22 protein-coding genes are annotated in these 24,864 nt (G+C 32.4%); 10 read left to right on the plus strand and 12 right to left on the minus strand.

Annotated elements, in window-relative coordinates:
- Positions 1-209 precede the first annotated feature (209 nt).
- The 9 genes from RCH19_RS02140 to RCH19_RS02180 all read right to left on the minus strand — a co-directional run bounded on the left by RCH19_RS02140 (position 210) and on the right by RCH19_RS02180 (position 13,323).
- On the minus strand, positions 210-1,745 hold the full coding sequence (locus RCH19_RS02140) for a hypothetical protein (RefSeq protein WP_343021826.1): 1,536 nt from the start codon (positions 1,743-1,745) through the stop codon (positions 210-212).
- Between the two features lie 5 nt (positions 1,746-1,750).
- Positions 1,751-3,307: an amidohydrolase family protein gene (locus tag RCH19_RS02145; RefSeq protein ID WP_343021827.1), complete on the minus strand. Its 1,557-nt coding sequence runs from the start codon at positions 3,305-3,307 to the stop codon at positions 1,751-1,753.
- A gap of 440 nt (positions 3,308-3,747) precedes the next feature.
- Positions 3,748-5,106, minus strand: a complete 1,359-nt coding sequence (locus RCH19_RS02150) for a serine hydrolase domain-containing protein (protein ID WP_343021828.1) — start codon at positions 5,104-5,106, stop codon at positions 3,748-3,750.
- Complete coding sequence (locus RCH19_RS02155) at positions 5,099-6,139, minus strand: dipeptide epimerase (protein ID WP_343021829.1); 1,041 nt, start codon at positions 6,137-6,139, stop codon at positions 5,099-5,101. The genes RCH19_RS02150 and RCH19_RS02155 overlap by 8 nt, the downstream gene beginning before the upstream one ends.
- Positions 6,140-7,552 (minus strand): RagB/SusD family nutrient uptake outer membrane protein, encoded by a 1,413-nt coding sequence (locus RCH19_RS02160; protein ID WP_343021830.1) that lies wholly within the window; start codon positions 7,550-7,552, stop codon positions 6,140-6,142. It abuts the gene before it with no gap.
- Positions 7,553-7,564: 12 nt separating this feature from the next.
- Positions 7,565-10,939: a TonB-dependent receptor gene (locus RCH19_RS02165; RefSeq protein WP_343021831.1), complete on the minus strand. Its 3,375-nt coding sequence runs from the start codon at positions 10,937-10,939 to the stop codon at positions 7,565-7,567.
- Between the two features lie 97 nt (positions 10,940-11,036).
- Positions 11,037-12,014, minus strand: coding sequence for a FecR domain-containing protein (locus tag RCH19_RS02170; protein ID WP_343021832.1), 978 nt, complete (start codon positions 12,012-12,014; stop codon positions 11,037-11,039).
- A 66-nt stretch (positions 12,015-12,080) separates the two neighbouring features.
- A complete protein-coding gene (locus RCH19_RS02175) occupies positions 12,081-12,659 on the minus strand; it encodes an RNA polymerase sigma-70 factor (RefSeq protein WP_343021833.1) in 579 nt (192 codons plus the stop codon).
- A 163-nt stretch (positions 12,660-12,822) separates the two neighbouring features.
- Positions 12,823-13,323 (minus strand): DUF456 domain-containing protein, encoded by a 501-nt coding sequence (locus RCH19_RS02180; protein ID WP_343021834.1) that lies wholly within the window; start codon positions 13,321-13,323, stop codon positions 12,823-12,825.
- 19 nt (positions 13,324-13,342) lie between these two features.
- Between RCH19_RS02180 and RCH19_RS02185 the strand changes: the two genes are divergently transcribed.
- Positions 13,343-13,756: a hypothetical protein gene (locus RCH19_RS02185; protein ID WP_343021835.1), complete on the plus strand. Its 414-nt coding sequence runs from the start codon at positions 13,343-13,345 to the stop codon at positions 13,754-13,756.
- A 43-nt stretch (positions 13,757-13,799) separates the two neighbouring features.
- Positions 13,800-14,279 carry a hypothetical protein gene (locus tag RCH19_RS02190; RefSeq protein WP_343021836.1) on the plus strand — a complete coding sequence of 160 codons (480 nt, stop codon included), beginning with the start codon at positions 13,800-13,802 and terminating at the stop codon, positions 14,277-14,279.
- Positions 14,280-14,474: 195 nt separating this feature from the next.
- Here RCH19_RS02190 and RCH19_RS02195 read toward each other — a convergent pair whose 3' ends face one another.
- Positions 14,475-15,575, minus strand: coding sequence for a glycosyltransferase (locus RCH19_RS02195; protein WP_343021837.1), 1,101 nt, complete (start codon positions 15,573-15,575; stop codon positions 14,475-14,477).
- Positions 15,572-16,552 (minus strand): hypothetical protein, encoded by a 981-nt coding sequence (locus RCH19_RS02200; protein WP_343021838.1) that lies wholly within the window; start codon positions 16,550-16,552, stop codon positions 15,572-15,574. The genes RCH19_RS02195 and RCH19_RS02200 overlap by 4 nt, the downstream gene beginning before the upstream one ends.
- Positions 16,553-16,716: 164 nt before the next feature.
- On the opposite strand from RCH19_RS02200, the gene ruvC reads away from it, so the two are divergent.
- The 8 genes from ruvC to RCH19_RS02240 all read left to right on the plus strand — a co-directional run bounded on the left by ruvC (position 16,717) and on the right by RCH19_RS02240 (position 23,596).
- Positions 16,717-17,271 (plus strand): crossover junction endodeoxyribonuclease RuvC, encoded by a 555-nt coding sequence (gene ruvC / locus RCH19_RS02205; protein ID WP_121923845.1) that lies wholly within the window; start codon positions 16,717-16,719, stop codon positions 17,269-17,271.
- A gap of 79 nt (positions 17,272-17,350) precedes the next feature.
- Positions 17,351-18,478 carry a radical SAM family heme chaperone HemW gene (gene hemW, locus RCH19_RS02210; protein WP_343021839.1) on the plus strand — a complete coding sequence of 376 codons (1,128 nt, stop codon included), beginning with the start codon at positions 17,351-17,353 and terminating at the stop codon, positions 18,476-18,478.
- A gap of 34 nt (positions 18,479-18,512) precedes the next feature.
- Entirely contained in the window at positions 18,513-18,797 is a 285-nt protein-coding gene (locus RCH19_RS02215; RefSeq protein WP_343021840.1) for a GIY-YIG nuclease family protein, read from the plus strand.
- A 40-nt stretch (positions 18,798-18,837) separates the two neighbouring features.
- Positions 18,838-19,602 carry a cyclase family protein gene (locus RCH19_RS02220; protein WP_343021841.1) on the plus strand — a complete coding sequence of 255 codons (765 nt, stop codon included), beginning with the start codon at positions 18,838-18,840 and terminating at the stop codon, positions 19,600-19,602.
- Complete coding sequence (locus RCH19_RS02225) at positions 19,599-20,006, plus strand: GNAT family N-acetyltransferase (protein ID WP_343021842.1); 408 nt, start codon at positions 19,599-19,601, stop codon at positions 20,004-20,006. Before RCH19_RS02220 ends, RCH19_RS02225 begins: the two co-directional genes overlap by 4 nt.
- Positions 20,003-20,368: an MmcQ/YjbR family DNA-binding protein gene (locus RCH19_RS02230; RefSeq protein ID WP_343021843.1), complete on the plus strand. Its 366-nt coding sequence runs from the start codon at positions 20,003-20,005 to the stop codon at positions 20,366-20,368. The genes RCH19_RS02225 and RCH19_RS02230 overlap by 4 nt, the downstream gene beginning before the upstream one ends.
- A 71-nt stretch (positions 20,369-20,439) precedes the next feature.
- Positions 20,440-21,171, plus strand: a complete 732-nt coding sequence (locus RCH19_RS02235; protein WP_343021844.1) for a PH domain-containing protein — start codon at positions 20,440-20,442, stop codon at positions 21,169-21,171.
- Between the two features lie 124 nt (positions 21,172-21,295).
- On the plus strand, positions 21,296-23,596 hold the full coding sequence (locus RCH19_RS02240) for an aminotransferase class III-fold pyridoxal phosphate-dependent enzyme (protein WP_343021845.1): 2,301 nt from the start codon (positions 21,296-21,298) through the stop codon (positions 23,594-23,596).
- A gap of 53 nt (positions 23,597-23,649) precedes the next feature.
- Here the strand turns inward: RCH19_RS02240 and RCH19_RS02245 are convergent, their stop codons facing one another.
- Positions 23,650-24,750 carry a DUF4407 domain-containing protein gene (locus RCH19_RS02245; protein ID WP_343021846.1) on the minus strand — a complete coding sequence of 367 codons (1,101 nt, stop codon included), beginning with the start codon at positions 24,748-24,750 and terminating at the stop codon, positions 23,650-23,652.
- Positions 24,751-24,864 lie beyond the last annotated feature (114 nt).

Genomic DNA, 24,864 nt, shown 5'->3' on the forward strand with positions numbered 1-24,864 from the left:
ATGAAATACTATTTTGTTTTGGCTAGTTGAATTTTTAATACTTTCTCGAAATTATTTTTTTCGTTCGTTACAAAAACTTTTGTCGAACTACAATTGACCTAAGCACAAATGTTTAATTTTTAGTAAATAGTTGTAGTAATTTCCAAAGTTATATTACAAAAATTCAGATGCCTGTATTTCAGTGTCGACGCATATTCTGGACCAATTCTTTAAATTTTATTTTTCTCTTTTAAAAATTTTACTTTTTCGTTCGACTCATTAAAACTTTTCATCAGTTGGAATACATGAGGCGTTTGATTTTCTAATCGTGTTAAAATATCATTAGAAATATTAGCTCTGCTAAAAGGCACTATTTTTACATATTCTTGGATTTCACCTGAATCTCTGCCATATTTATAGTGATATGAAAAACGTTGTTCTGCATCGATTTTAGTATTTTTATTTTCTTTATTTGGTACACTAATGTAAAACTCACTGTTCTTCAGGTCACCGTTTGGATTAAATAATGATTTTTGATTTAGATAATCATATAATTCTCTAGCGGTATTTACTGCTGGATCAACTAATTTGATGTCCTCAATCATAAAGTCTCGGTATAAATAAATGGTATCATTACTCTTATAATTATACAATTCATTCAACACTTTCGTTATTTCATTAATTAAATAGGGATAATGTGTACAACCTAAAATAATAGATTTCAATTTATTTTTCGTTTTTGATTTTCTAATATTTTCCAGTAGAGTTACTAGGTGGTAGCGCACATAATTTTCAGGATCATTAATTTGTAAAATCGAACAATCATCTGCATTTTTAGTATCACAGAGCATTTTGCTATCATCATAATTGAAATTGTAAATGTCGAAAAGTGCTTTTTCAATTCTGACGTCACCATCTAACGCTGGTCCTTTGTACTCTTGTCGCGGTTTTTTAAGATTTTTAACGAAGTAATCTGCTTCCTCATCTACTGCTTCTGCAATTCCTACACCTCCTTGAGAAAAAACTTCAATCTTACCTAAAAATCCTAATTCATCTTTGAATTTTAAAATAGTGTTTTCATACCCTTTCGAATAAACGGTTCCAGCTGTTGCTAAAACACCAATTATTGCGTCTTCATCCTTTTTCAAAGTTTCTAATACGCCACGAACACCTGCATCAATAACACCTATAATTTTAATTTTTGAATTAGCTTTTTTTAGGAATGCTTCTATTTCCTCTTTGCCATAAGCGGTTGCTGTGTTGCACGCAATCACTATTACTTTTACTGGTTTTTTATCAGTATTAAAAGAAGAATCATCATAGTCAGCGTAATATTTATTTCCTAATAAAAACTGAGCGTCCTTAATAATATGTTCTTTTAATAAGTCGTCTTTGTTTTCTAATGCATAATTTCCGTAAGGCATATTCGCCTGATCGGCTAGATAAATAAAACTTTCTTTATTGAAGTCTAAAATTCCATCGCTACCTGATTCATGATTGGTGTTATGGTTTTGATCATAATTTATAATAGCTTTTAAAACGGTTAAGCCTCCAGTGCCAGAATCGAAAACACCAATAGAAAGACTTTTATCATTAGAAGGATAGTTAACGAAATCAATGTGATAGAAGCTTTTAGTATCATTTATGATTGTGCTGACGATGTCTCCTTTGCGAGCTGTTTCTTTAGAAGTACTCTGTAATTTTATATTTTGTGAGTAAGTTGTAGCTACAAAAACTAAGAGCAGAGACAGAATTGAATTTTTCATTTTTTTTACTTTTTTAAAATTATACCTGGTAAAACGTTTGTTGCTTTTCCTTTTTCTATTGTAATTACACCGTTAATAATACTATATTCCAAACCTTCAGCGAGCTGAAAGGCATCCTCGTAATCAGCTTTGTCTTTAAAGGTTTCGGGATTGAAAATAATGATATCAGCAAAATAGCCTTCTTTTAATGTTCCTCTATTTGTGATTTTCAGTAAATCAGCAGTTCTTGAGGTACTTGCTTTTATAAATTGATTTATTTGAATTTTATTTTCTTCTTTCACATACTTATTATATTTCCGAGGAAAGGTTCCATATTTTCTTGGATGTCCTGAACCTCCATCTGATCCCGTCACCACCCAATCTTGCTTCATGAAATTTGAAATGTCATCATCTATCATATTAAACGAGGCAACTTTTGCTTGCGTTTTTTTTAAAATAGCAAATACTGACTCCGCTGGAGAACTGTTTAAAATTTTTGAGATTTCCAACAAGTTTTTTCCAGCGATTGTATTGTCATCAGAGTTTATGATTAACAACTTTTCTGGTCCTCCTCTGCGGGCTATATTGATTTTTATTTCTTGAAGAATGCGCTGTTTTAATCTTGGATTATTATATCGAATAAACATAGAATCTAAACCGCCGCTTTCTACCCATCGAGGTACGACGGCTGCTTTCAGACTAGTGGCTGATGCATCGTAGGGATATTGGTTTGCGGTGACATTAATTCCCTCTTTTCGCGCTGCACTAATAATTCCTATTATAGAATCGCTTTGGTGCCAAGCATCCACGCCCAAGCATTTAATATGTGAGATGTGAATGGGTAATTTAGCTTGTCTACCTACTTCTATGGCCTCTTGGATAGCAGGGATTAAGCCCACTGAATACGAACTTTCATCTCTTAAGTGTGTGTCGTAGATTCCATTATTTAAAGCAGTTGTATTTGCTAGCGCGATAACTTCCGCTGTATCTGCATAACTGCCAGGTGCGTAGAATAGACCCGTAGAAAGTCCAAAAGCGCCTGAGTCCATCTCTTGCTGAACAAGCGCTTGCATTTTTGAAATTTCTGCAGTAGTGGCTTTTCTGTCACTGTTGCCGATAACTTCATTCCTAATTGTCCCGTGACCAACAAGTAAAACTACGTTAGTACCAATTCCTTGTTGTTCATATAAATTTTTATATTTTAATATAGGATAATAGCTAGAGCCATCATTGCCTATAACTACAGTTGTAAGTCCCTGAAATAGAAATGGTTTATTATGTGATGTTTCAGGATTGCTTAAATCTGCATCAGCATGGGTATGTGGATCTATAAAACCCGGTGAAACGAGCAATCCAGTTGCATCAATCGTTTTAAAAGCTTTTATTATTACTTTTTTTTCATCACCTATGTAAAGAATCTTATCTCCTTTTATTGCAATTGATTTTTGACTAGATGCATTGTCAATTCCATTGTATACGGTTCCGTTTTTTATAAGAATATCGGCATTGATTTCTTTTTTCAACGATTTACAACCGATAAAAATCAATATAAATACTGCATATAGTATTGTTATTTTTTTCATTAAATTTAGTTTTACTTTAATACTTCGGGAGGTTTTTGAGCTAGGAATTAGCATTTATTTCTTATGAATTTTAAATTACATTGACTGATAGATTATTAAATGTCAACTGTTTATTTTTTATGAAATTCTAATAATACTTTTTCAGATTTTGGTATTGTTAAATAGCAGCACTACTATCTCAAATTAGATAGTTGATTTTTATTACAATAAGTTTGACGGTGAATAGAATCTAACTAAATCTACAGTTTTTACTACGTATTTATTGTTTTAGTAATTATTCGCTACTTAGAAATGCAGTTAAATGAAAGTTGTCCAACTTAAAAAGTCGTGACAACGAACATGACATATCTCGGTGGTATTACTATTTTGTATTTTAACCTTTTACAGTAGAGTTAAGTAAATTTGCCTTTAAAGTATAAAAACGTAAATTCCCAATTAAGTTAAGATTTGTTACTAGATCGAATTAGATTAATTATTGATTTAACCATAGCAGTTTTATTTGCTTCCCCAATCTTATTATATTCTTTTTGAAGTATTTCCAAGTTTGAAATATCCCAATAGATGTCTCTATTTTCAGCGTACCATTTTGGAATCATACTTAAATCTAATTGACAAGCTGAATTTTTGAATAATTCACTTGCTTTTACTTTAGGTAGTTGAAGCGGTTTTCCTTTTAGAAAGTCATTTACTGCAATACGAATTTCTTTGTTGTATGCTGTATTGTGGGTGTTGTTGACAATAATAACAAAATCTTTGGTTGTAAGATAACGAGTTATAGATGTTAAGTTTCCCGCCCAACTTCCAGTGTGAAACACGTTTTTCCCTCTAATAGTATCGTTTGAAATATGCCAGCCATAACCATAATCAGATGAATCTATTGTTGGTGGATGTATGCTAAATGCGACTTCTTTTGAAGAAGCATTTAAAATCGAATCATCATATAAAAACGCATCCCACTTTATTAAATCATCTATACTTGACGATAGTCGTCCTGATCCTAAGCGTCCGCTTAGAAAACGATAGTAGTCATTATTTGGTAAAGTTTCTGGGATTACATTTTTACATTCGGATAAGCTAAACATGTATCCAGGAGCGTAATTATTTTTATCCCAAATGCTATCTCGACCAATAAAATAAGTGCTTTTCATTTGCATTGGCTGAAATACTTTTTTAGTTAAATATTTCTCTAAAGTAGAGCCGCTAGCTGCGTTTACTATCTCTGCAAGCATAATATATCCTGAGTTCGAGTAATGATACTTTTCACCTACGGGACTTAAGAGCTTTGGTTTTTCAGTTTTAAAGTAATTTAAAATGTCTTTGTTGTAAGCAATCACGGAAGGATTCCAGTTTTTTCTAAAATAAGGCTCGTAATCTGCAATGCCGGATGTGTGAGATAGTAATTGGGAAATGGTTATCTCGTGATATGGAAAGTCTTCACCAAGGTATTTATAAGCAAAATCAGTTACATTTAATTTGTTTTCCTGCTGTAGCAAAAGTATTGCTGTGGAAGTAAACTGCTTTGACACGGAAGCAATTTCAAGAGAAGTTGATGTTAAAAATGGGCTTTGCATTTTCAAGTTGGCCACTCCATATCCTTTTTTAAATATTAGTTTGCCTTTTCTTTTTACAGCGACTGCTCCGTTGAACATTTTCGCTTTGTATAATTTTGAGAAATAGGTGTCTAAACTATCATTTTGTATTTCTGCAGCTATTTCCGAATTCTTATTATTTTGAACAGTACAGTTGCTAATTGACAGTAATAAAAGTATAAGAGTTGCAGCTTGATATATTTTATTCATAATTTTCAATTTTGTTCCAATCGGGATTTATAAGACCGATTCCGTTAGTATCATTGAGATGAATGTGTCCATTGATTATTTGATGCGCTTGAAAAGGGTCATTTGTTACGCCTAAATTCCCATCCAAGTCTATCCAATCTGCCATAGCTCCTAAATGACTTGCTGCTGCTATAGCGCAAGAAGTTTCAGACATACAACCCAGCATTATTTTTAAATTTAATGATTTGGCTAAATTCGCCATTGCAAAAGCCTCTTGTAATCCTGCTGATTTCATTAACTTGATATTAATACCATGATAAAAATTACTAGCAGTTTTTACATCTTCTAATTTTTGGATTCCTTCATCTCCTATCAATGGTAATGTGCTGTGTGCTGCTAACCATTCCATGTCATTAAATGCCATTTTTGGCATCGGTTGTTCAATGAAAACAGCGCCTTCCTGTTTTAACCATTCAATTTTATCCCGAGCCTCTTCTTTGTTTGTCCAGCCTTGATTAGCATCTATGAACAAGGGTTTATCAGAAACACTCCGCACTGCATTGATAATTTCAGCGTCGTTGTCTCCACCAAGTTTAATTTTAAGAAAATGAAACTCAGCAGCTTCTAATACTCTTTGCCTAATAATTTCGGCACTATCTATTCCAATAGTTTTGCTAGTTTTTAGCTCCTTTTTAGGTAGATTAAAATACTCATATAGAGGCATATTTTTCATTTTCCCTATCAGATCATGAAGGGCAATGTCAATAGCGGCTTTAATCGCTGGATTTCCTTCTGCATGCAGATTTAAAGCATTGTTAATTGCTCTAATTTCTAAAGGAGAAGAGAAGGGACTAAAATCAAATGTGTTTATGAAGTGCGTCGCACTAACTATACTTTCTCCATATAAGGGAGGCATTGAAGCCTCCCCATATCCTTCAAAACAATCGTATTTTAGTTTTATTAGTAGAATAGGAGTGTTCGTTCTCGCACCTACAGCAATTCTAAAAACGTGTTTTTTATGTAATAAATACGGTTTAATTTCTATGGAAATCATCTAGTAACCGCTGTTTTGAGGTTTAATTGATGGATTTGAATTGAGTTCTTTCAATGGAATTGGTAGAATAAATTTATCGTTAGGATAACTTATTGAAACACTTTTTTCAGATTGAATAATTTTTACGTCTTTTTTGTTTCTGTTTAAATCAAATAGACGATGTCCTTCAAAAGCGAGTTCTTTTCTACGTTCTTCGAGAATTCTATTCAATAAAGCTGCTCCTGTTTCTGTAGCATTTGCTGCTGCAGGATTTGCTCTTTTTGCGATTACATTCAAATCATTTTGCGCTAGTACATCCTCTCCTTTTTTGGCGTAAGCCTCAGCTCGAATTAAGTATTGCTCCGCTAAACGTAATATTTTAATATTATCATCGCTCAATGTTCCATTTGGAAACTTATTTACAAATAATGCATTTTTTTCTGCACTTGGCTTAGGACCCGCTGTGATTGCTGATCTTCTAACATCTTGAACGCTATAAAGTGCGTAAAGCTCTGAGCTAACTAATGCATCTGCATATCCTTTAACATTAAAAAAGTGCCCTAAACTATTACTACCTTCATTGTCTGCAATTGTATTTACAACTTCAAATAATGTTTCATTATTGAATTTAATGTTCCATAATGTAGCATAATCTTTGTTAGCTATTAAGCCGTAGCCACCTGTGTCAATAACTTCAGAGCTGTATTTAATAGCATTAATAGTATCATCTTGATAGATTGCTACTCTTGCCATTAATGCTTTTGCTGCGCCAATTGAAAAGCTTCCTTTTCCTTTTGCAGTTTGCATTAATCCTAAAGCAGTAATTAAGTCATTTTTAATTTGTTCGTAGACTTCTTTTACTGAATTTCTCTTTGGCGAAGTTTGAACCGTATTGACTGCTGTAATTATTGGCACAGCAATATGGCTTGCATCTTGCGTAAAGTTATACGGTTGTGCAAATGCTCTAACTAAATCAAAATGTGCTAAAGCTCTTAAGGCGTAAGCTTCGCCAACTAATTGATTGATAGTTTTTTGTTGGTCAGCAGTAGTAGTTTGTACTAATTTACCTCCTTCAATGGCACGAGTAGCATTAACAATTACTTGATATCCTTTTTCCCATAATCCTTGAGCTTCTCCGTTCCTTTCTGAAACAACGAAGTTTTCGTATTCTAAATATCGGCCGGTATTTCTAGAACTCAAGTATAGATTATCAGCCATTAATTCCGGAATGATGTACATGGTTCGACCATAATAATCATTGCTTTGCAATTTGCTATATGTGCCGTTTAATGCTGTCTGTAAAGTTACAAGATCTATGACTGCGCTCTCTGCAGCAACACTTTGCTCTGGATCAATATCTAAGAATGATTCGCTACATGAGGCAGTGAGCGTCATGATTGCAAGAATAACTATATGTTTAAATTTTAAAATCATGTTTTTTTAGTTTTAGAATGAAAAATCAACTCCCATTAAAAATTGTTTCGAGATTGGTATTCTTAGATTTGCGGTTCCATTGATTCCAACTTCTGGATCTATTTCTAAGTCTTTGTCTTTAACCCAAGTCAGCATATTCGTCCCTTTTAGATAAAAACGTACGTTACTTACTTTTAATTTTTCAGTTAAAGTAGACGGTAATTGATAAGCAAGTGTAATATCCCTCAGCCTTAAATAGGTTCCATCATACAAGAAACGAGTAGAATGTTGATTTGCTAAACCTGATTGTGTATTACCCCAAACCATTTTTGGAACGTCAGTGACATCTCCCGGTTTTTGCCATCTATTTTCGTAAATATGACGTGTTAAATTTCCTCTGTCATTTAATTTGGCACTACCATCACTACTTAAATATCTTCCCCATGTGTCGTAAACTTTATTACCTGAGTTTAAGAATAACATAAATGATAGACTCACGTTTTTATAACTAAAAGTATTTGTAAAACCCGAATAAAATTTAGGTAAAGCACTTCCCTGTTGGTATGGTGCAGCTTTACTATAATCGCTAGTTGTTGTTGTCTTTGATTCATTTGTATACCAAAGTGCGTTTCCATTTTGTGGATCTGCACCTGCGTATCCTGGCATATAAAACATGTAAAAATCACTTCCCACTTCGCGGATATAGTTATCTTCGATGATTGGCTCGTTATTTTGCAATTTTAAAATCTTATTTGTGTTTGTGGTGATATTAAAATCTGATCTCCATGAAAAACCGTCCGTGTTGTCAAATATATTAGCTGATAAAGCAAGTTCAATTCCACTGTTTTTCATCTCTCCCACATTGTCTAAATAACTAGTAATACCATTAGTGGCAGAAATTGGTACTTTAAATAAAAGGTCAGTAGTAGTTCTAGTATAGTATTCGAAAGTTCCAGATAATCTATTGAATAATCCAAAATCTACACCGATGTTGAAAGGCTTGTTTTTTTCCCAAGTTAAGGATGGATTGGATTGCTGGCTGTAAGAATATCCAGGTTTTCCATTGTAATCATCGCCAGTACTATAAAGTCCTCTAGAAGCAAAATCGCCTATTTCTTGGTTTCCGTTGATACCATAACTTGATCGCAACTTTAGCTTATTGACAAAAGTTAAGTCCTCCATAAATGTTTCTTTGTCAATATTCCAACCCGCTCCTATCGAACCAAAATTAGCATACCTTACATCAGACCCAAAACGGGAAGAGCCATCTCTTCTTCCAGTAACGTTTAAAAAATATTTATTATTCAAACCGTAACTAACATTGAAAAACAAGGAAGCGAGCGATGAAGCGGTCTTTGCACTTGATGCATCTCTATAGACAGATGCATTATCTAAAGATGTTAATCCTGGAGCACCATAATTACTAGCATAAGCAAATACGGAACTGCTAGAAATTTTCTGTGCCTCTTGACCCAACAAAAATTTAAAATTATTAGATTCGTTTAGGTCTAAATTATACTTTAGTAAATTAGTTACGTTCCAATTCAGAACTATGTTATCTGAAGCTCTTCCGCGTCCTCCATCATTTCTACCTTCTCCAAAATAAGGATTATCATACTGAAATTCATCAGCGATGTTAAAGTCAACATTTCCTTTAGTTTCAAATGAAAGGTCTTTATTGAAATCATAATTAAGTCCTATGTTTCCTAAGATTCCATATAGATTTGATTTTCTAATGTTATCTTTTGCAATTCCCACAGGATTATAAGTCAATAAGATGCTAGTATTGTAATTTCCGTCCGCATTATAAACTGGTTGCCATGGCACTTCTCTAGTCATCGCTCTCACTGGATTATTTGCGTTACCTGCTTCATCAATAGTATTTAAAACTTGGTTACTTGCAGCTACACCAAAGTTCATCGATAATTTATCAGTTGCTTTGTGATTGATGTTTACTTTAGCATTCAATTTTTTATAGTCTACGCCAATAATTACTGCTTGCTGATCATAAATTCCTAAAGAAGAGTAAAACGTCGTTTTATCACTACCGCCGCTAGCACTTAATCCATATTGTCTGTATTCTCCTGTTCTTCCTATTACATCTTGCCAATTAGTATTTACATTTTCATCAACTTGATCATAAATATATTTTTGAGCGACTTCAGGGCTATCGCCAATATTGATTCGGCTCTCAATCATTAATTCTAAATGTTCTGGAGTATTAAGTAACCTATTTCTTTTTGAAAGTATCATTTCGCTCACTCCATATTGTGTGTTGAAATCAAATTTCGTTTTTCCAGATTTTCCTTTTTTAGTTGTAATAAGTACAACTCCATTTGCTCCTCTAGATCCATAAATAGAAGTTGCTGAAGCATCTTTGAGAACTGTTATTGTTTCAATGTCTTTAGGATTTATTCCTGCAATCGTATTAGAACTAGTTGCAATTGTTGATATGTTTCCTGAAACTACAGGAATTCCATCCACAACATACAAAGGATCTGAATTAGCGTTAATAGAACCCACACCTCTAATACGAATACTTTGTGCAGATCCGGGTTGTCCACTAGCGGATGACATTTGTACTCCCGCTACATTGCCTTGTAAACTTTCTTGAAAAGATGCTACTGGTGTTTCTTGAATTTTAGAAACATCAACATTAACAGCTGCTCCTGTAAAAGAACTTTTGCTTTGCTTGTTATACGCTACAACAATAACTTCATTTAATGCGCTAATATCATCTTGCATGATAATCTTAAAACTGGTATTTTGTTTTGTAACTTTCCTTGTCTCTGTTTTAAGGCTAATGAAGCTTATTTCAATGATATCATCATAATTAGCTTTCAAACTAAAGTTTCCATCAAAATCAGTTACTGTTCCTATAGTGGTGTTTTTGATAATTACATTAATACCCGGTAGAGGTAAACCTGATGCATCTACTACAGTACCTTTTACATCTATTTTTTCTTGTAAAAGCGAATTACTTTCGAGCGTTTTATCGTTTTTTAATAATAAATTCTTGAAAGTTGGCTCCGTATTTCCTTTAAAAAGGATCACCTTTTTATTCATTAGCTCATAAGAAATACCTGTTCCTTTAAATGTCTTGTCTAATACACTATTAATTTTATTAGAGGAAGCCTTAACGGTAATAAGTGTATTTTCATCTACTAAAGTGTTATTGTAAAAAAATGTAAATTCAGATTGGCCTTCGATATTTGAGATTATCTCTTTTAAAGTCGCTTTATTATAATCGATTGCGATTTTTTGACCATACGTAGGTAAGCTTGTAGCAGAGATTTTAAAAATAGTAAGGGCAACTAACACAGAATATATTTTCATTATTCTAATAAATTTATCTAAAGAAGCCGAACTGCTTCTAGTAGAGTTCTTTTTAATTCGGTTTTTTTTCATAATTTTAACGTTGGGTTTTTGGTTAGTATTTTGTTTAGAGACGGTATTCAGCTTTAAAGCCTTGTAAATTAAGAGAGTGTTAGCGCACTCTCTTTTTTTATTTTGATTTAATCAGTAATGTTTTGTCATTTTCAGTGTAAATGCAATTTAAATTAGACGAAACTTCTAGCACTTTAATAATATCTTGGATTGAGTTTGTCTTTTCAATTTTTCCTGAAAAAGAGTAGCCTTTAAAATTATCAGATTTGATAACTACTTTAATATCAAACCAGCGTTCGATGTTCAAAGCAAATTCATCTAGTGGTGTTTTGTCGAAAATTAATTGTCCTGATTTCCACGCAATATTGTTTTCAATATTGACTTGCGTGACAGCTAGTTCATTTTCTTTTTTAGAAAAGGTAGCTTTCTGCTTAGGACTTAAAGTAATCAGTGCCTTGTCTTCCTTTTGATTATATAATTCTACTTTTCCAGTAACTAGCGTTGTTTCTACACTTTTTTCAGAAGAATAGGATTTAATATTGAAGCTTGTTCCTAAAACCTTTACTCGTATTCCCGAAGCAGTTTCAACAATAAATGGTTTATTTTTATTTTTTACAACGTCGAAGAATGCTTCTCCATATAACTTCAACCTTCTTTCCTTGGAATTGTAATTATCATCAAGAACGATTTTACTTTCAGCATTTAGCCAAATGACTGTTCCGTCCGCAAGAGTAACAGTTTTTTGCTCTTTAACAGATGAACTATAAACAACTTTTGCTGTTTCAGGAGTTGCTTCTTTAAAGTTGAAATAAATATAAGTGGATAGTAAAAATGGTACTATTAAGATAGACGCGATTTTAAGGAAGTAACGAAAAGATTTTTTTCTTGTTTTTCTCTTTTTAACAAAGTCGGTATAATTTTCTGCGGTAGAAGTACTTTCAGAAATAGAATCTAATGTATCAATGACGTGCTTAGCTTTGGTTTTACTGTATAAAGCTAGATTATCAGGAGTAGCATTTACCCAAGAAATTACTTCTTGGTCAAACTGAGCATCACCTTTTCTCTCAATAAACTTTATTAAATCAGCTACTGTCATAGTATGTTTTTATACTAAGACGATTCATTTTTAGGTTTCCCCTACGTGAAGATGATTTTTTTTATTTTATAAAAAAAGTGCGGTGTATTCTTTTAATTCTAATCGTAAAAACTTCAGCGCTTTTGTGATTTGATTTTCAACTGTTTTTGTAGAAATTTCTAATTCCTCTGCAATCTCTTTGTGGTTCATGCCTTGAAATCTACTTTTAATAAATATGCGTTTGCATGCTTCAGGAAGTTTGTCAACGGAAGCGTTTATTTTTTGCAACAATTCATTTTCAATATATTGACTGCTCGGCTCATCCATCAAAGCTAAATCATTAATTGTTTTTCTTTCATTTTCGCAATGTTGGCTGTAGTTTGCTTTTACTTTTTGATGTTTAAAATAATCGAGACACGAGTTTTTAACCATTTTAAATAAGTAGGCATGTAAATTAATTTCAATGTCTAATTTTTCACGTTTTTTCCAAAGTTTAAAAAACACATTCTGTACGATTTCCTTAGCCTCCTCATCGTTTTCAATATAGCTATTGGCAAAGTGCGATAATTTTTGAAAATATAAATGGTACAGCGTTTCGAAAGCAGAGTTTTGACCCTGCTTCAATTGATGAATAAAAAAAGAGGTATTTATAGTATCTTTATTCAACTGTTAATTTTTATAGTGAAATAATGTTTTCTCTTTATAATAAATTATAAAAAAGTTAAAAGCCAAAGTTATTTATATATTTGAAAATTGAGTCATTAATCATAAATAAATAAACTTTACTTGTTTTCTGCCTTTCAAAATAGTATTATTTCGAAAATTACATTTAAAAAAGCTCTCCCTTATATTGCCACGCAATCCAAACAAATAATCCTAAAAACATAACACAAATTACAAATTTCATAAAGCTTGACGCTAAGAAACCAACAAATGAACCAGCAGCTGCTTTCATAGCTCTTTTATGATCTTTATAGTCGAATAAAAGTTCTCCAATTAAAGCTCCAACAAAAGGACCGATAAGAAATCCAAAAGGTATTGGCGCTATAATTCCGATTACTAATCCAATATTTGTTCCCCAAATCCCATACGAGCTTCCACCAAATTTCTTGGTTCCTTTCGCCGGAATAACAAAATCTAAAATAGAGATAACCACCGTTATCGCTAAAGTAATTCCTAATATCCAATAATTTATCGGCACAGCATTCGTAAAGTATAGCAAGAGTAGACCAATCCAACTGATACTTGGGCCAGGCAAAACTGGCATAAAACTACCAATGATACCAACTATCATACATAAAAATCCGAGCGTTAAAAGTAAAATATCCATATGATTATTTTTAGTAATTTTGGAAACAGTAAAAATCACTATGATGCGTTATTTTAAAAAAGTATTTTTTTATTCAGTAGCTATTTCTTTATCATCTATGGGACATAATGTTTATGCACAAGAAATTAATAAAAATAGTGCTGACGCCGACATAAAAGAACGAATTTACGAGGCGAATAAAGTAAAAGTACTAAATTATTCTTTTAAAGATTTTGACGCTCTGTTTTTTGAATTTTCTGATAAAAAAGCTAGCAAATCTATAATTCTATCCAAAGAAGAATTTTATAATTATACCATTAAAATCGGTATTTTTTCAGATCGATTAGCCGCATTATATCCTGAAGAAAAAGATATTGCACAGCAAAATAAAGAAAAGTGGTTTGCTGAATCCTACGAACAATATTTGCTTTCTAAAGAAACTCAAAAAAAATAATTGTATTTTTATACAATATTAGTTCAATTGAAAAACAAAAACCTTGAAGCACTATTACTTTATTTTAATCATTTTTCTTTTTAATTCCTGTCAGTTTTTCGAAAAGCAAGTGCCTTCGGAAAAGGAACTGCTACAAAAAGAATTGAAATCCATTAATTGGAAGGAAGTAGATGAATATCCTTCACTTTCTGATTGTGATAAAATTGAAAACAAAGCGCAGCGCCAACAATGTTTTTTTGATGTGTTAACGCAGCTTATTCAGGAAAAATTAAGTGTCGATACCTTATCAATGCTCTACCCGAAATTAGACACAATTGAAGTAAAAGTCACTATTTTCCCTAATGCCACAATGCAGTTTGAACCTCAATTTCCTAAAGATTCTGTGGCTTATGATCGAATCAAGATTGACAGTATATTAAAAGTTCGTTTAGTGGATTTCCCTAAAGTAAATCCAGCTATTAAGCGAGGAATTCCAGTAAAAACACAGTTTATTCTTCCTGTTATTATCAAAGTCGAGAAATAAAAATATCAGTATTACAATTTGAATTAGGAGCTATTTCCTGGTGTCCGCTGTATTTTTTATTCTGTCCCAAAGCTCAGGGACTTCATAAAAAGATGCCGCTACCATCAGGGCTAGAGTATAGTGAATGGACTTACTTCCTTCTTAATTTAAAATTTTCGCGAAAAATGTTTCTTAAGGCGTCAAAAAAAGTACAAACTAAAATCGTCGTCCTTTCCACTCGTATTTTCCTAACAATGAGTAAAGAGCTACGCTAACGCTAAAAAAAGGATATAATAAACTGCTTAGAAGAAGAAATCTTATTTTATCGGTCGTCAAAAAAGAATTTGATTGACGAATTAAAATACTATCAATAGCAAACTTTAAAGAAGCTAGGAGCAGTACAGTAATCCATGAAAAAAGACCTAAAGTGGTGAGTCCTATTGCTATTACAAGACTTAAATTTCCTATAAACACTATGAGGCCAAGCACTTTCCCAAATCTACTTTGATAGGAACTCGTCTTTGATGCCCAGCGCACTCTTTGATGAAATAAGGATTTCCAATGGTCTAATGCTTTTGTAGTGACAATTGTTTCTTTCGACTTGAGATAATATACTTTTTCAGGAGAATGTTTAATTGCTTTTTGTAATAAGAAAACATCATCACCGCTTGCAATTTTATCATTTCCTTCAAAGCCATTTAACTCTGTAAAAAAGCTTTTTTTATAAGCAAAATTAGCTCCATTGCACATAAATCCTTTCCCAATTCCGAAACTTCCAATAGTTGCTCCTTGTAAACTCGCCAAATCTAACTGTTGGAAATGATGAAGGAAGGAATTATCAATAGCATAAGTGACTGCACCAGCAATCATGCAAACTTTATGTAATTGAATGTAGTGATCTAGCGTTAACAACCAGTTTTTATACACCACACCGTCTGCATCTGTTGTGATTACCCATTCTGAGTTTACATATTTCATGGCAGTAGTAATTGCGTCCTTTTTTGGTGAGTTAGAAGATCTCTCGTTTTTTATTTCGCGAATTTTAAAGTTTGTATGCTTAACTTTATAAATTTCCTCAGATTCGTCATCAACAAGCAAGACTTCAAATAAATTGATAGGATAATTTAATTTTGAAAAACTATTAAGTAAATGAGGTAAATTATCTTCCTCATTACGAAAGGGCACAATTATCGTAAAATGTGTTATTGGCTTTAATTCATTCGAACTAATAGCAGATACTTTAGAAAATCCATAGATTAAGATTCCAATGGTAAAAACATAAATTAGTAATAATGATATTAAAATGAAGCTGATCATTCTTTTAGACTTGGTTCACTGTCTACCAATAAAGTTTTGTTTGAAGGACTCTTAAAATTTAAAACATAATAACTCCCAATAATTACTGGCAAGACTATATTTAAAAACCACATCAAAGTTGAAATAAAAACAACAATCCACTCATTTACTCCTAAAATCCCGAAGAAATAGACCGCGACACTTCCCTTAACAGCAAAATCTAAAAACTGAAAAGTAGGTAAGGACGAACCAAGAAAGTAGACGCTTGTTATCGATGACATAAGAACTAAATAAGGTAAGTCGATATCAAAAGCAAGGAATAAAAAATAATATTGATGAGAAAAAACAAGGTATCGACAAATTGCCAGAAAAATGTTATTTTGATGTATTGCTTTCGGAATCTCATTAATTTTATGAATCAAAATTTCAATAGAATATCCTTTTATTGTTAATTTTTTAATTGAAAATAATAAACCGAAAGTTAGAATTAAAGTTCCAAAAAGAATAACTACAGTTTTAGTTGTAATAATATTGTAATTAGCATTGAAATATAATAATCCAAAAATTCCAAAAAGTACTGTCAGTACCATTTGAATTCCATTACATATTAAATTCAAAAATAGAATTTTCTTAGCCTCTGATTTTTTATAAAAAAGCGCTTTGCCAGCATATTCTCCTACTCCGTTTGGAGTAAATAATCCAGCAGTTAATGCAGCAAGGACTTGTTTTGTAGCTTCAGCTTTGGAAATTTTATGAATAAAAGAAACTAGATTCTGCCACTTTAAAATCTCAAAAAATCTATTTAAAACGCTCAGTAACAATATAAAACTAATTCCAGCTACAGATTGATTTTTTTTAAATAAAACCATAAACTCCTCCCAATTTAACTTGTCATTGTTGGCTAATTGATTGTAAATAAAATAGAATGCGCCACTCACAATCAAAAGTTTGATTATAAGAACTAGGAATTGCTTAGTTTTGTGTGAAATTGAAATCATGAGTGCAAAGAAAAGCAAAATTCTTAGTGTGAATGCTATATCTTCAACATTTAGAGAATCATAATAATGGTGAGCTAAACTTTGTAGTTAACTTCCATAATATCTCCACAATAAATAAAAATAATGTCTAGAGGCTATCAAGCTAATAAGACCTTTACAATAAAATGGCTAACGAAAGAATCATATTAGGAATTGATCCCGGAACAACAATTATGGGTTTTGGATTGATAAAAATTGTCAATAAAAAGATGGAATTCATGCAGCTTAATGAATTACAGCTGAATAAAATGGACGATCATTACATGAAATTGAAACGCATTTTTGAACGTACTATCGAACTTATAGATACGCATCACCCTGACGAAATTGCTATAGAAGCACCTTTTTTTGGAAAAAATGTACAGTCTATGTTGAAGTTAGGTCGTGCGCAAGGAGTTGCTATGGCAGCAGGTTTGTCAAGAGATATTCCTATTACTGAATACGAGCCTAAGAAAATCAAAATGGCAATTACTGGAAATGGAAATGCTAGTAAGGAGCAAGTTGCTAAAATGTTGCAGCAGCTTTTAGGACTGAAGGAATTGCCAAAAAACCTAGATTCCACTGATGGCTTAGCTGCTGCAGTTTGTCACTTTTTTAATTCTGGAAAAGTGGTTGGTGAAAAAAGCTATACAGGTTGGGATGCTTTTGTAAAAAATAACGAATCTAGAGTGAAAAAATAATGTGATAATTAGTAAATGGGTCAATCAGATAATTGTAAAATTATCCCATTTTCTAATTTCCAAATTATATAATTTTAAAATGTCCGGAATCTACATTCACATTCCTTTTTGTAAGCAAGCTTGTCATTATTGCGATTTTCACTTTTCGACTTCGATGAAGAAGAAAGAAGAGATTGTTTTGGCTTTAGCCAAAGAAATTCAAATGCGCAAAAGTGAATCAGAAGATGAAATTGTTGAAACTATTTATTTCGGTGGTGGAACGCCAAGCGTGCTAACTTCAGAAGAAATAAATTTCCTAATTGATGCCGTTTATCAAAACTACACCGTTACCGAAAATCCTGAAATTACTCTTGAAGCCAATCCAGATGATTTGTCTCAAGAACGAATTTTAGAATTAGCGAAAAGTAAAATTAACCGACTCAGTATTGGGATTCAATCTTTTTATGAAGAAGATTTAAAAATGATGAATCGCGCACATAATTCGGTGGAAGCCAAAAAATGTTTAGAATACGCAACAAACTATTTCGATAATATTTCAGTTGACTTAATATACGGCATTCCGGGAATGAGTAATGAAAAATGGAAACAGAATATCGAAACAGCTATTTCTTTTGGCATCCCGCATATCTCTAGTTATGCTTTAACGGTGGAGCCAAGAACAGCTTTAAATAAATTAATTCAAACCGGAAAAATTGCGCCACCCAGTGATGACGTAGCGCAAGAACACTTTTCTATTTTAGTGGAAGTATTAAAATCGAAAGGATTTATCCATTACGAATTATCTAATTTTGCGAAAGAGAATTATTTTTCCAAAAATAATTCAGCCTATTGGTTAGGTAAAAAATACATTGGTATAGGTCCTTCAGCACACAGTTATGATGGGGTTTCTAGAAGTTGGAACGTAGCTAATAATCCTATTTATTTGAAATCTATTCAAGAGGATAAAATACCAAACGAAATTGAAATTTTATCGCTAGCCGATCGTTATAATGAATATATAATGACTGGTTTGCGCACTATCTGGGGAGTTTCCTTAAATCGAGTTGAAAAAGAATTTGGAGCTGATTATTTGAAATATTTGCATAAGCAAGCCATGAAATTCCTGGATGATGAATTGCTTATTATCGAAAATGCCGTCTTGAAGACTACAAAAAAAGGAAAGTTCTTAACCGACGGGATTGCGTCAGACTTATTTATCCTGAACTAGTTTCAGGATCTTTGCATTTAAAACGTTGATTTTTATGAAAAAGGGATATACTTATATTTTGACTAATAAAAATCACAGCGTTTTATATGTTGGAGCAACTAGAAATCTTAAAAATAGAATGGATTCTCCTAAAAATGGTACTGGAGCAGTGTTTACTAAAAAATATAATGCGACAATTTTAATATATTTTGAAGAATTTGATGATATCACAGATGCTTTTCAAAGAGAAAAACAGTTAAAAAATTGGCATAAAGATTGGAAATGGAATTTATCAAAGTTTTTAAACCCAGAATCGAGAGATTTATATTTAGATTTGTAATTGCGTCTCAAGGCGAGATGCTGAAATAAATTCAGCATAAATGATAGCAAGAATCAATAATTTCGAAGTCGATTTATCAAAACCAATTGACATCTCTATTCCACTAACGAATACAGATGAAAATCCTATTGCTTGGTATATCGATAAGCCGGAAATAAATCCAGTATTCGTAGATGATTGGGTAGGAAGTGTTGAAAAAGGGGCTTCTACAAATTTTAATAATATTAAATTTAATCCTCACGGTCACGGAACGCATACGGAATGTCTTGGACATATAACAAGAGATTTTTATAGCATCAATCAATGCTTGAAAAAGTTCTTTTTTTTAGCTGAATTGGTTAGTATTCAACCAGAATTGATGGGAGAAGATTTAGTGATTTCTGAGGATCAAATCGTAAATGCTTTAGATGGAAAAAGTCCAGAAGCGATTATCATAAGGACATTGCCAAATACTACAGATAAGTTATCTAGAAAATATTCTAATACAAATCCACCTTATCTTAGTGAAGATGCTTCAGTTTTTATTCGAGAAAGCGGAATAAAACATCTTTTAATTGATCTACCAAGCGTTGATAAAGAGCATGACGAAGGAAAGTTATTAGCGCACAAAGCTTTTTGGAATGTTAAGGATGTTACTAATTTGAATTCAGATGCGAGGTTAGAAGCTACAATTACTGAAATGATATTTATTGCATATGAAATCAGTGATGGAAGCTATTTACTTAATTTGCAAATTGCTTCTTTTGAAAACGACGCTAGTCCAAGTAAACCAATTCTATATGATATTTTAAAAATTGAAATATGAATAATATAACTGTATCTACTGATAAAAGTAAGTTAGATGTGAATTTTATTCAGCACTTTCTAAAAGATATTTATTGGGCTGCAGGTCGAACAATTCAAGAGGTGCAAACTTCAATTGATAACTCTTTTTGTTTTGGAGTTTATCTTGATGACAAGCAAATCGGTTTTGCGAGAGTAATTACTGATTACGTGGTTTTTGCTTATTTAATGGACGTTTTTATAATCGAAGAACATCGAGGTAAGGGCTATTCCACTATTTTGATCGATACTATGATGAAGGAACCACAGCTTCAGAAAATTAAAATATGGCGATTGGCTACTAAAGATGCTCATTTTTTATATAAAAAATTTGGCTTCAATGAATTGGCACACCCAGAAAAATTAATGGAAAAAGTTATCAAATGAATTTAGAAAACTTTTATGAGTATTGCCTTTCTAAAAAAGGAGCTACTGAGCATTTTCCATTCGACGATGACACCTTAGTTTTTAAAATTGGCGGAAAGGTATTTTCGCTATCCTCTTTGAAAGGATGGGAATTGCAAGAGCCTTCGGTTAATTTAAAATGCGATCCAGATCGTGCTGTTGAACTACGAGCTGAGTTCGACGATATTAAGCCAGGATTTCACATGAGTAAAGTGCATTGGAATACTGTTAATATAAACAAAGCAGTTTCAGATGTCATCATCAAAAAATTAATTGATCATTCCTATGATTTGGTTTTCAAAAGTTTAACAAAGAAATTGCAAATAGAGATTTACGAATTATAAAATTAGGTATTACTTTTGTAGAGTATTTACAAATAAAAATAAAAAGCAACTGAAATTAATTCAGCATCGATATGAAGGAACAATTTAAAAAGTTTTTAAACGAAGAGCAAGATCCAAAAGCGATTGAAAAGATTGCTTCAAAATTAAGTGATTTGTTAATGAAGAATGAAGAAATAGGATATATTGCCGTACAAAAAAAGCCAGCAATAACTGTCTTGCCAGATGGAATAGTGATGACAAATAAGAGAATAATCATTTGTCAGCCTAAAAATCTCGGTTTGTCGATGGATTTTACTGATTATACTTGGGATCAAATTGACGGTACTTTTGTCAAAGAAAATATTCTAGGTTCTGAATTTTCTTTTTCGACTAAAACGGACATGTCAGTATCGATTGATTATATTCCGAAAATTCAAGCGAGGAAAATTTTTACTTACGCTAAAGAACAATTGGACATTTTAAAAAATGGCGTTGCTCCAGAAGTCATTATTATGGATGAAATACTTCCTGAAGATAGTTTTGAAGAAGTTGAGATTATCGAAGAAGCAGAAATCATTGAAGAAATGGACACGGAAGAAGTGACTAACTTCGCTGAGATAATGCCCGTTACTCCTCCAGTGTTTAATATGAATAAGGAAGATTTTACTCCTCAAGTTGAAGTTGCAAAAGAACATGGTTTAAGTGGTTTGTCTCAAGATGAACTTTTTGAGAAATTACAGAATTATAAAAAACTTTTAGATAATGGGCTGATCATGCAAGGAGAGTATGATGCCTTCAAAAAGGATATTTTGAGCTATATGTAATCAAAAATAAATTAAATTTGAGCAGTCTTTCGAGGCTGCTTTTTTTTGCCCATATAACAAATTCTCTTTTGCGATTACTTTAATTAGATTGCATTCAAAACTAGAATAATAAACCGCACCTATTATGAAATTTACCGAATCATTTATAATTTCTTTAATAGCAGAACATTACAATTTAGATGTAAGTTGTAGGATTTTAAACGGATATGATGAACTGAACTTTTTGCTAACTGATTCATCGGGGAAAAAATATATTTTCAAAATTGCCACTGAAGAACATAACCCCTATTTTCTCGATGCTCAAGTTCAAATGATAAATCTTCTTTCAAAAAGTGCTTTATCTAAAAAATTTCAGCATTATATCCCAGCAAACAGCAGTGTTGATATCGGCAAAATTATATTTGATGGAAGTACTTACTATTTTAGATTACTCAGCTATTTAGAAGGCGATTTTTGGGTAAACCAAAAAGAAAAAACGCTCGCTCTATCCTACAATTTAGGATCGTTTTTAGGCGAAATGGATTTAATATTAAAGGATTTCAAACATTCAGCGGCAAACCGTCACTATGATTGGGATGTCAAAAATACACTTGACGTTAGAAAAAACCTTAATTACATAAAATCACATGAAAACAGGCGTTTAGTTGCTTATTTTTTGATGCAATTTGAAACTGAGGTGCAACCTCATATTTCGTCGTTGCGAAATGCAGTAATTCATAACGATGCTAATGACTATAATGTTTTAGTCGAAGGTGACCAAATCACAGGTTTGATTGATTTTGGCGATATGGTTTGTACGTCATTGATAAATAATTTGGCAATTGCGTGTACCTATGCAATGTTAGACAGTGAAAAACCGCTGGAGGTTGCTGCTGAAATTGTAAAAGGCTATCACAGTAAAATGGTTATAACTGAATTAGAAGTTTCTCTATTATATTATTTAATTGCGGGTAGGTTGTGTATTAGTTTATGTCAGTCAGCTTTTAATTATTCAAACGACAGTTCAAACGAGCATCATTTTTTAACAGAAAAACCAGCTTGGCAGTTAATGCATCAGCTTATTAAAATAAACCCATTAAAAGCGCACAATGAATTTAGGCTTGCTTGCGGATTTTCTGCTGTGATAAATCAAAATGAGAATCACGAAACTATTTTAAAGGAGAGAAAACAATATCTTGGCAATAATCTCAGTATTAGTTATCATAATAAAGTAAAAATCGATAAAGGAGCGCTTCAATACCTTTATGACGATCAAGGAAATACTTTTCTAGATTGTGTAAATAACGTTAGTCATGTCGGTCATTGCCATCCTGCGGTTGTGCAAGCAATGCAAAAACAAATTGCTACACTTAACACTAATACGCGCTATTTAAACGATAAAATTGTTGAATATGCAAAGCGGTTGACAGCAACATTACCTCAGGAATTGACGGTTTGTTATTTCACCAATTCTGGTAGTGAAGCAAATGATTTAGCAATAAGAATGAGTCGTCATTTCACCAAACAAAAGGATGTCATCGTTCTGGATCATGCGTATCATGGAACATCAACTACCGCAATTGAAATGAGTCCGTACAAATTTGATGGGAAAGGTGGTTTTGGAAAAATGCCGTACATCCATAAAGCACAAAATCCTGATATGTATCGCGGTGCATTCAAATACGGAGACAATCAAGCAGGTGAAAAGTACGCTCAAGATGTTGATCGTATTATTCAATCTTTAGAAATAGAATCTAAAAAACCAGCGGCTTTCATTTGCGAAACTTTGCTAGGTGTAGGAGGTCAAATAGCATTGCCACCAAATTATCTAAAACAAGTTTATACCAAAGTGAGAAAGGCTGGCGGAATTTGCATAGCTGATGAAGTGCAAGTTGGATTTGGTAGAGTGGGTACAAAATTTTGGGGTTTCGAACTGCAGGATGTCGTTCCAGATATTGTTGTTTTAGGTAAGCCAATAGGAAACGGACATCCTTTGGCAGCCGTAATCACGACTAAAAAAATTGCCGATGCTTTTAATAACGGTATGGAATATTTCAACACCTTTGGTGGAAACCCAGTTTCGATGGCAACGGGCTTAGCGGTTTTAAATGTAATTGAGGAAGAGGAATTACAGAAAAATGCGTTAGAAGTTGGAAATTATTTGCTACGCCGATTAGCATCATTAAAACCAAAATACAATATGATTGGTGATGTTCGTGGAAACGGATTATTCGTGGGAGTAGAACTTGTAAAAGATAGAATAACAATGAAACCTGCTGTTCCTGAAATTAATCATATAGTTGAAAGAATGAAAGATCGAGGTTTCTTAATGAGTACAGATGGACCATTATACAATGTCCTTAAAATAAAACCGCCCATTATTTTCAGTAAAGAAAATGCAGATGCTTTTGTTGATAATTTAGATCAAGTATTCGCGGAATTATAAATCACTGATAGCATAATAAAGTAAAAGGCAGTCTGATTAGACTGCCTTTTACTTTATAAAGTTCTTTTTTGCTTTTCTACAAAATTGTTAGCTTGTAATTCCAGTAGTTCTGTCGCTTTTTTTCGCTGTAAATCGTATAGATTTTTGTCGTCAGCAATATCGGCATATACTTTATCGTGCATCGCAGCACTTGTTTTTACTAATAAAGCACGTTGGTATTTATCTTGGTCTAAAGTTGCTTTTAAAGCCGTTTCTAAATCCTCAAGTTTAAAATCATATTCTCCTTTAGGCGATAATAATTTAGCGATTATAGGAGAGGTCTCAATAGCTAAAAATAACAGCATTATAAAAAACGAAGGCAACCAAGGTAATTTGTCCAACGCATTTATTCGAGCCATTAAACCATCAAAACCATCAATGATAGGTTGTGCTTCGCTCACTTTCTTTTCTAAATCTTGTTGAAGTATTTTAGTTTTACTTTCTTTTTCAGCAATCTTAGCTAAGTTTGTTTTTCTAATTGTTTCTAACTCCGCTGAAGCCAAATTATGCTTAGCTATTTTTTCCTTAAAAACGGGTCCTTTGCCCAATTTTTTAGTTCCAGCGGTTCCTTCTGCTTCAGTGATGTAGGTTTCGTAAAGTACATTAACTTCTTTCTCCTTTTTATTTATATCTGATTTTAGACTATCGATTTCAGCTTTGTTTTTGTCTAAATCACCTTTGAAATAATTGGCAACTTCCTTTTTATTATTCAAAGCCATTGTATTTTTCTCTTTCAAGAGAACTGTATTAATTTCCTTTTCGAAAATTTTAATTTCCAGTGGTTTCGAAATTACTATTGCAATAATAACTGCCAAAATAATTCGCGGAGTTGCTTGAAGAAATTCACTGCTGAATTTGTCTCTTTTTCGAATAGTAGAAACAATAAATCGATCTAAATTAAAGATTAGTAAACTCCAAACTAATCCAAAGAGTAAGGCAGGATAAATATTGTCAAAAACAGTGAACAATGCATAAGCACTGGCAATAAAAGCCATTACAGCAGTAAAGAAAACGGTGGCGCCAATACCTACGTATTTGGTTTGTTCGCCTTCGGAGCAGCCTTCAAGTAAGTCTTTATCGGCCCCTGAACAGAGAATGAAAAATTGTTTTAACATGATTGATTTGTTTGATTTTTGATTGTTAACCTTTTTTTTTAGGCTTAAATGATGATTACAAATTTAACGCCAAAAAATAAAATATGTTGTAAATAGTTGATATGTTTTTAATTA

Origin of the sequence: Flavobacterium sp. PL12, from assembly GCF_039123485.1 — a bacterium.
GTDB lineage: Bacteria > Bacteroidota > Bacteroidia > Flavobacteriales > Flavobacteriaceae > Flavobacterium > Flavobacterium weaverense.

What these genes read in the sequence shown, in the direction of transcription:
- RCH19_RS02180 (WP_343021834.1), bottom strand. Translation starts at nt 13,323, where the DNA reads ATGGATATTTTACTTTTAACGCTCGGATTTTTATGTATGATAGTTGGT.
- hemW (WP_343021839.1), top strand. Translation starts at nt 17,351, where the DNA reads ATGTCCGGAATCTACATTCACATTCCTTTTTGTAAGCAAGCTTGTCAT.
- RCH19_RS02195 (WP_343021837.1), bottom strand. Translation starts at nt 15,575, where the DNA reads ATGATCAGCTTCATTTTAATATCATTATTACTAATTTATGTTTTTACC.
- ruvC (WP_121923845.1), top strand. Translation starts at nt 16,717, where the DNA reads ATGGCTAACGAAAGAATCATATTAGGAATTGATCCCGGAACAACAATT.
- RCH19_RS02215 (WP_343021840.1), top strand. Translation starts at nt 18,513, where the DNA reads ATGAAAAAGGGATATACTTATATTTTGACTAATAAAAATCACAGCGTT.
- RCH19_RS02235 (WP_343021844.1), top strand. Translation starts at nt 20,440, where the DNA reads ATGAAGGAACAATTTAAAAAGTTTTTAAACGAAGAGCAAGATCCAAAA.
- RCH19_RS02240 (WP_343021845.1), top strand. Translation starts at nt 21,296, where the DNA reads ATGAAATTTACCGAATCATTTATAATTTCTTTAATAGCAGAACATTAC.
- RCH19_RS02155 (WP_343021829.1), bottom strand. Translation starts at nt 6,139, where the DNA reads ATGATTTCCATAGAAATTAAACCGTATTTATTACATAAAAAACACGTT.
- RCH19_RS02245 (WP_343021846.1), bottom strand. Translation starts at nt 24,750, where the DNA reads ATGTTAAAACAATTTTTCATTCTCTGTTCAGGGGCCGATAAAGACTTA.
- RCH19_RS02170 (WP_343021832.1), bottom strand. Translation starts at nt 12,014, where the DNA reads ATGACAGTAGCTGATTTAATAAAGTTTATTGAGAGAAAAGGTGATGCT.
- RCH19_RS02220 (WP_343021841.1), top strand. Translation starts at nt 18,838, where the DNA reads ATGATAGCAAGAATCAATAATTTCGAAGTCGATTTATCAAAACCAATT.
- RCH19_RS02200 (WP_343021838.1), bottom strand. Translation starts at nt 16,552, where the DNA reads ATGATTTCAATTTCACACAAAACTAAGCAATTCCTAGTTCTTATAATC.
- RCH19_RS02140 (WP_343021826.1), bottom strand. Translation starts at nt 1,745, where the DNA reads ATGAAAAATTCAATTCTGTCTCTGCTCTTAGTTTTTGTAGCTACAACT.
- RCH19_RS02165 (WP_343021831.1), bottom strand. Translation starts at nt 10,939, where the DNA reads ATGAAAAAAAACCGAATTAAAAAGAACTCTACTAGAAGCAGTTCGGCT.
- RCH19_RS02150 (WP_343021828.1), bottom strand. Translation starts at nt 5,106, where the DNA reads ATGAATAAAATATATCAAGCTGCAACTCTTATACTTTTATTACTGTCA.
- RCH19_RS02160 (WP_343021830.1), bottom strand. Translation starts at nt 7,552, where the DNA reads ATGATTTTAAAATTTAAACATATAGTTATTCTTGCAATCATGACGCTC.
- RCH19_RS02225 (WP_343021842.1), top strand. Translation starts at nt 19,599, where the DNA reads ATGAATAATATAACTGTATCTACTGATAAAAGTAAGTTAGATGTGAAT.
- RCH19_RS02145 (WP_343021827.1), bottom strand. Translation starts at nt 3,307, where the DNA reads ATGAAAAAAATAACAATACTATATGCAGTATTTATATTGATTTTTATC.
- RCH19_RS02230 (WP_343021843.1), top strand. Translation starts at nt 20,003, where the DNA reads ATGAATTTAGAAAACTTTTATGAGTATTGCCTTTCTAAAAAAGGAGCT.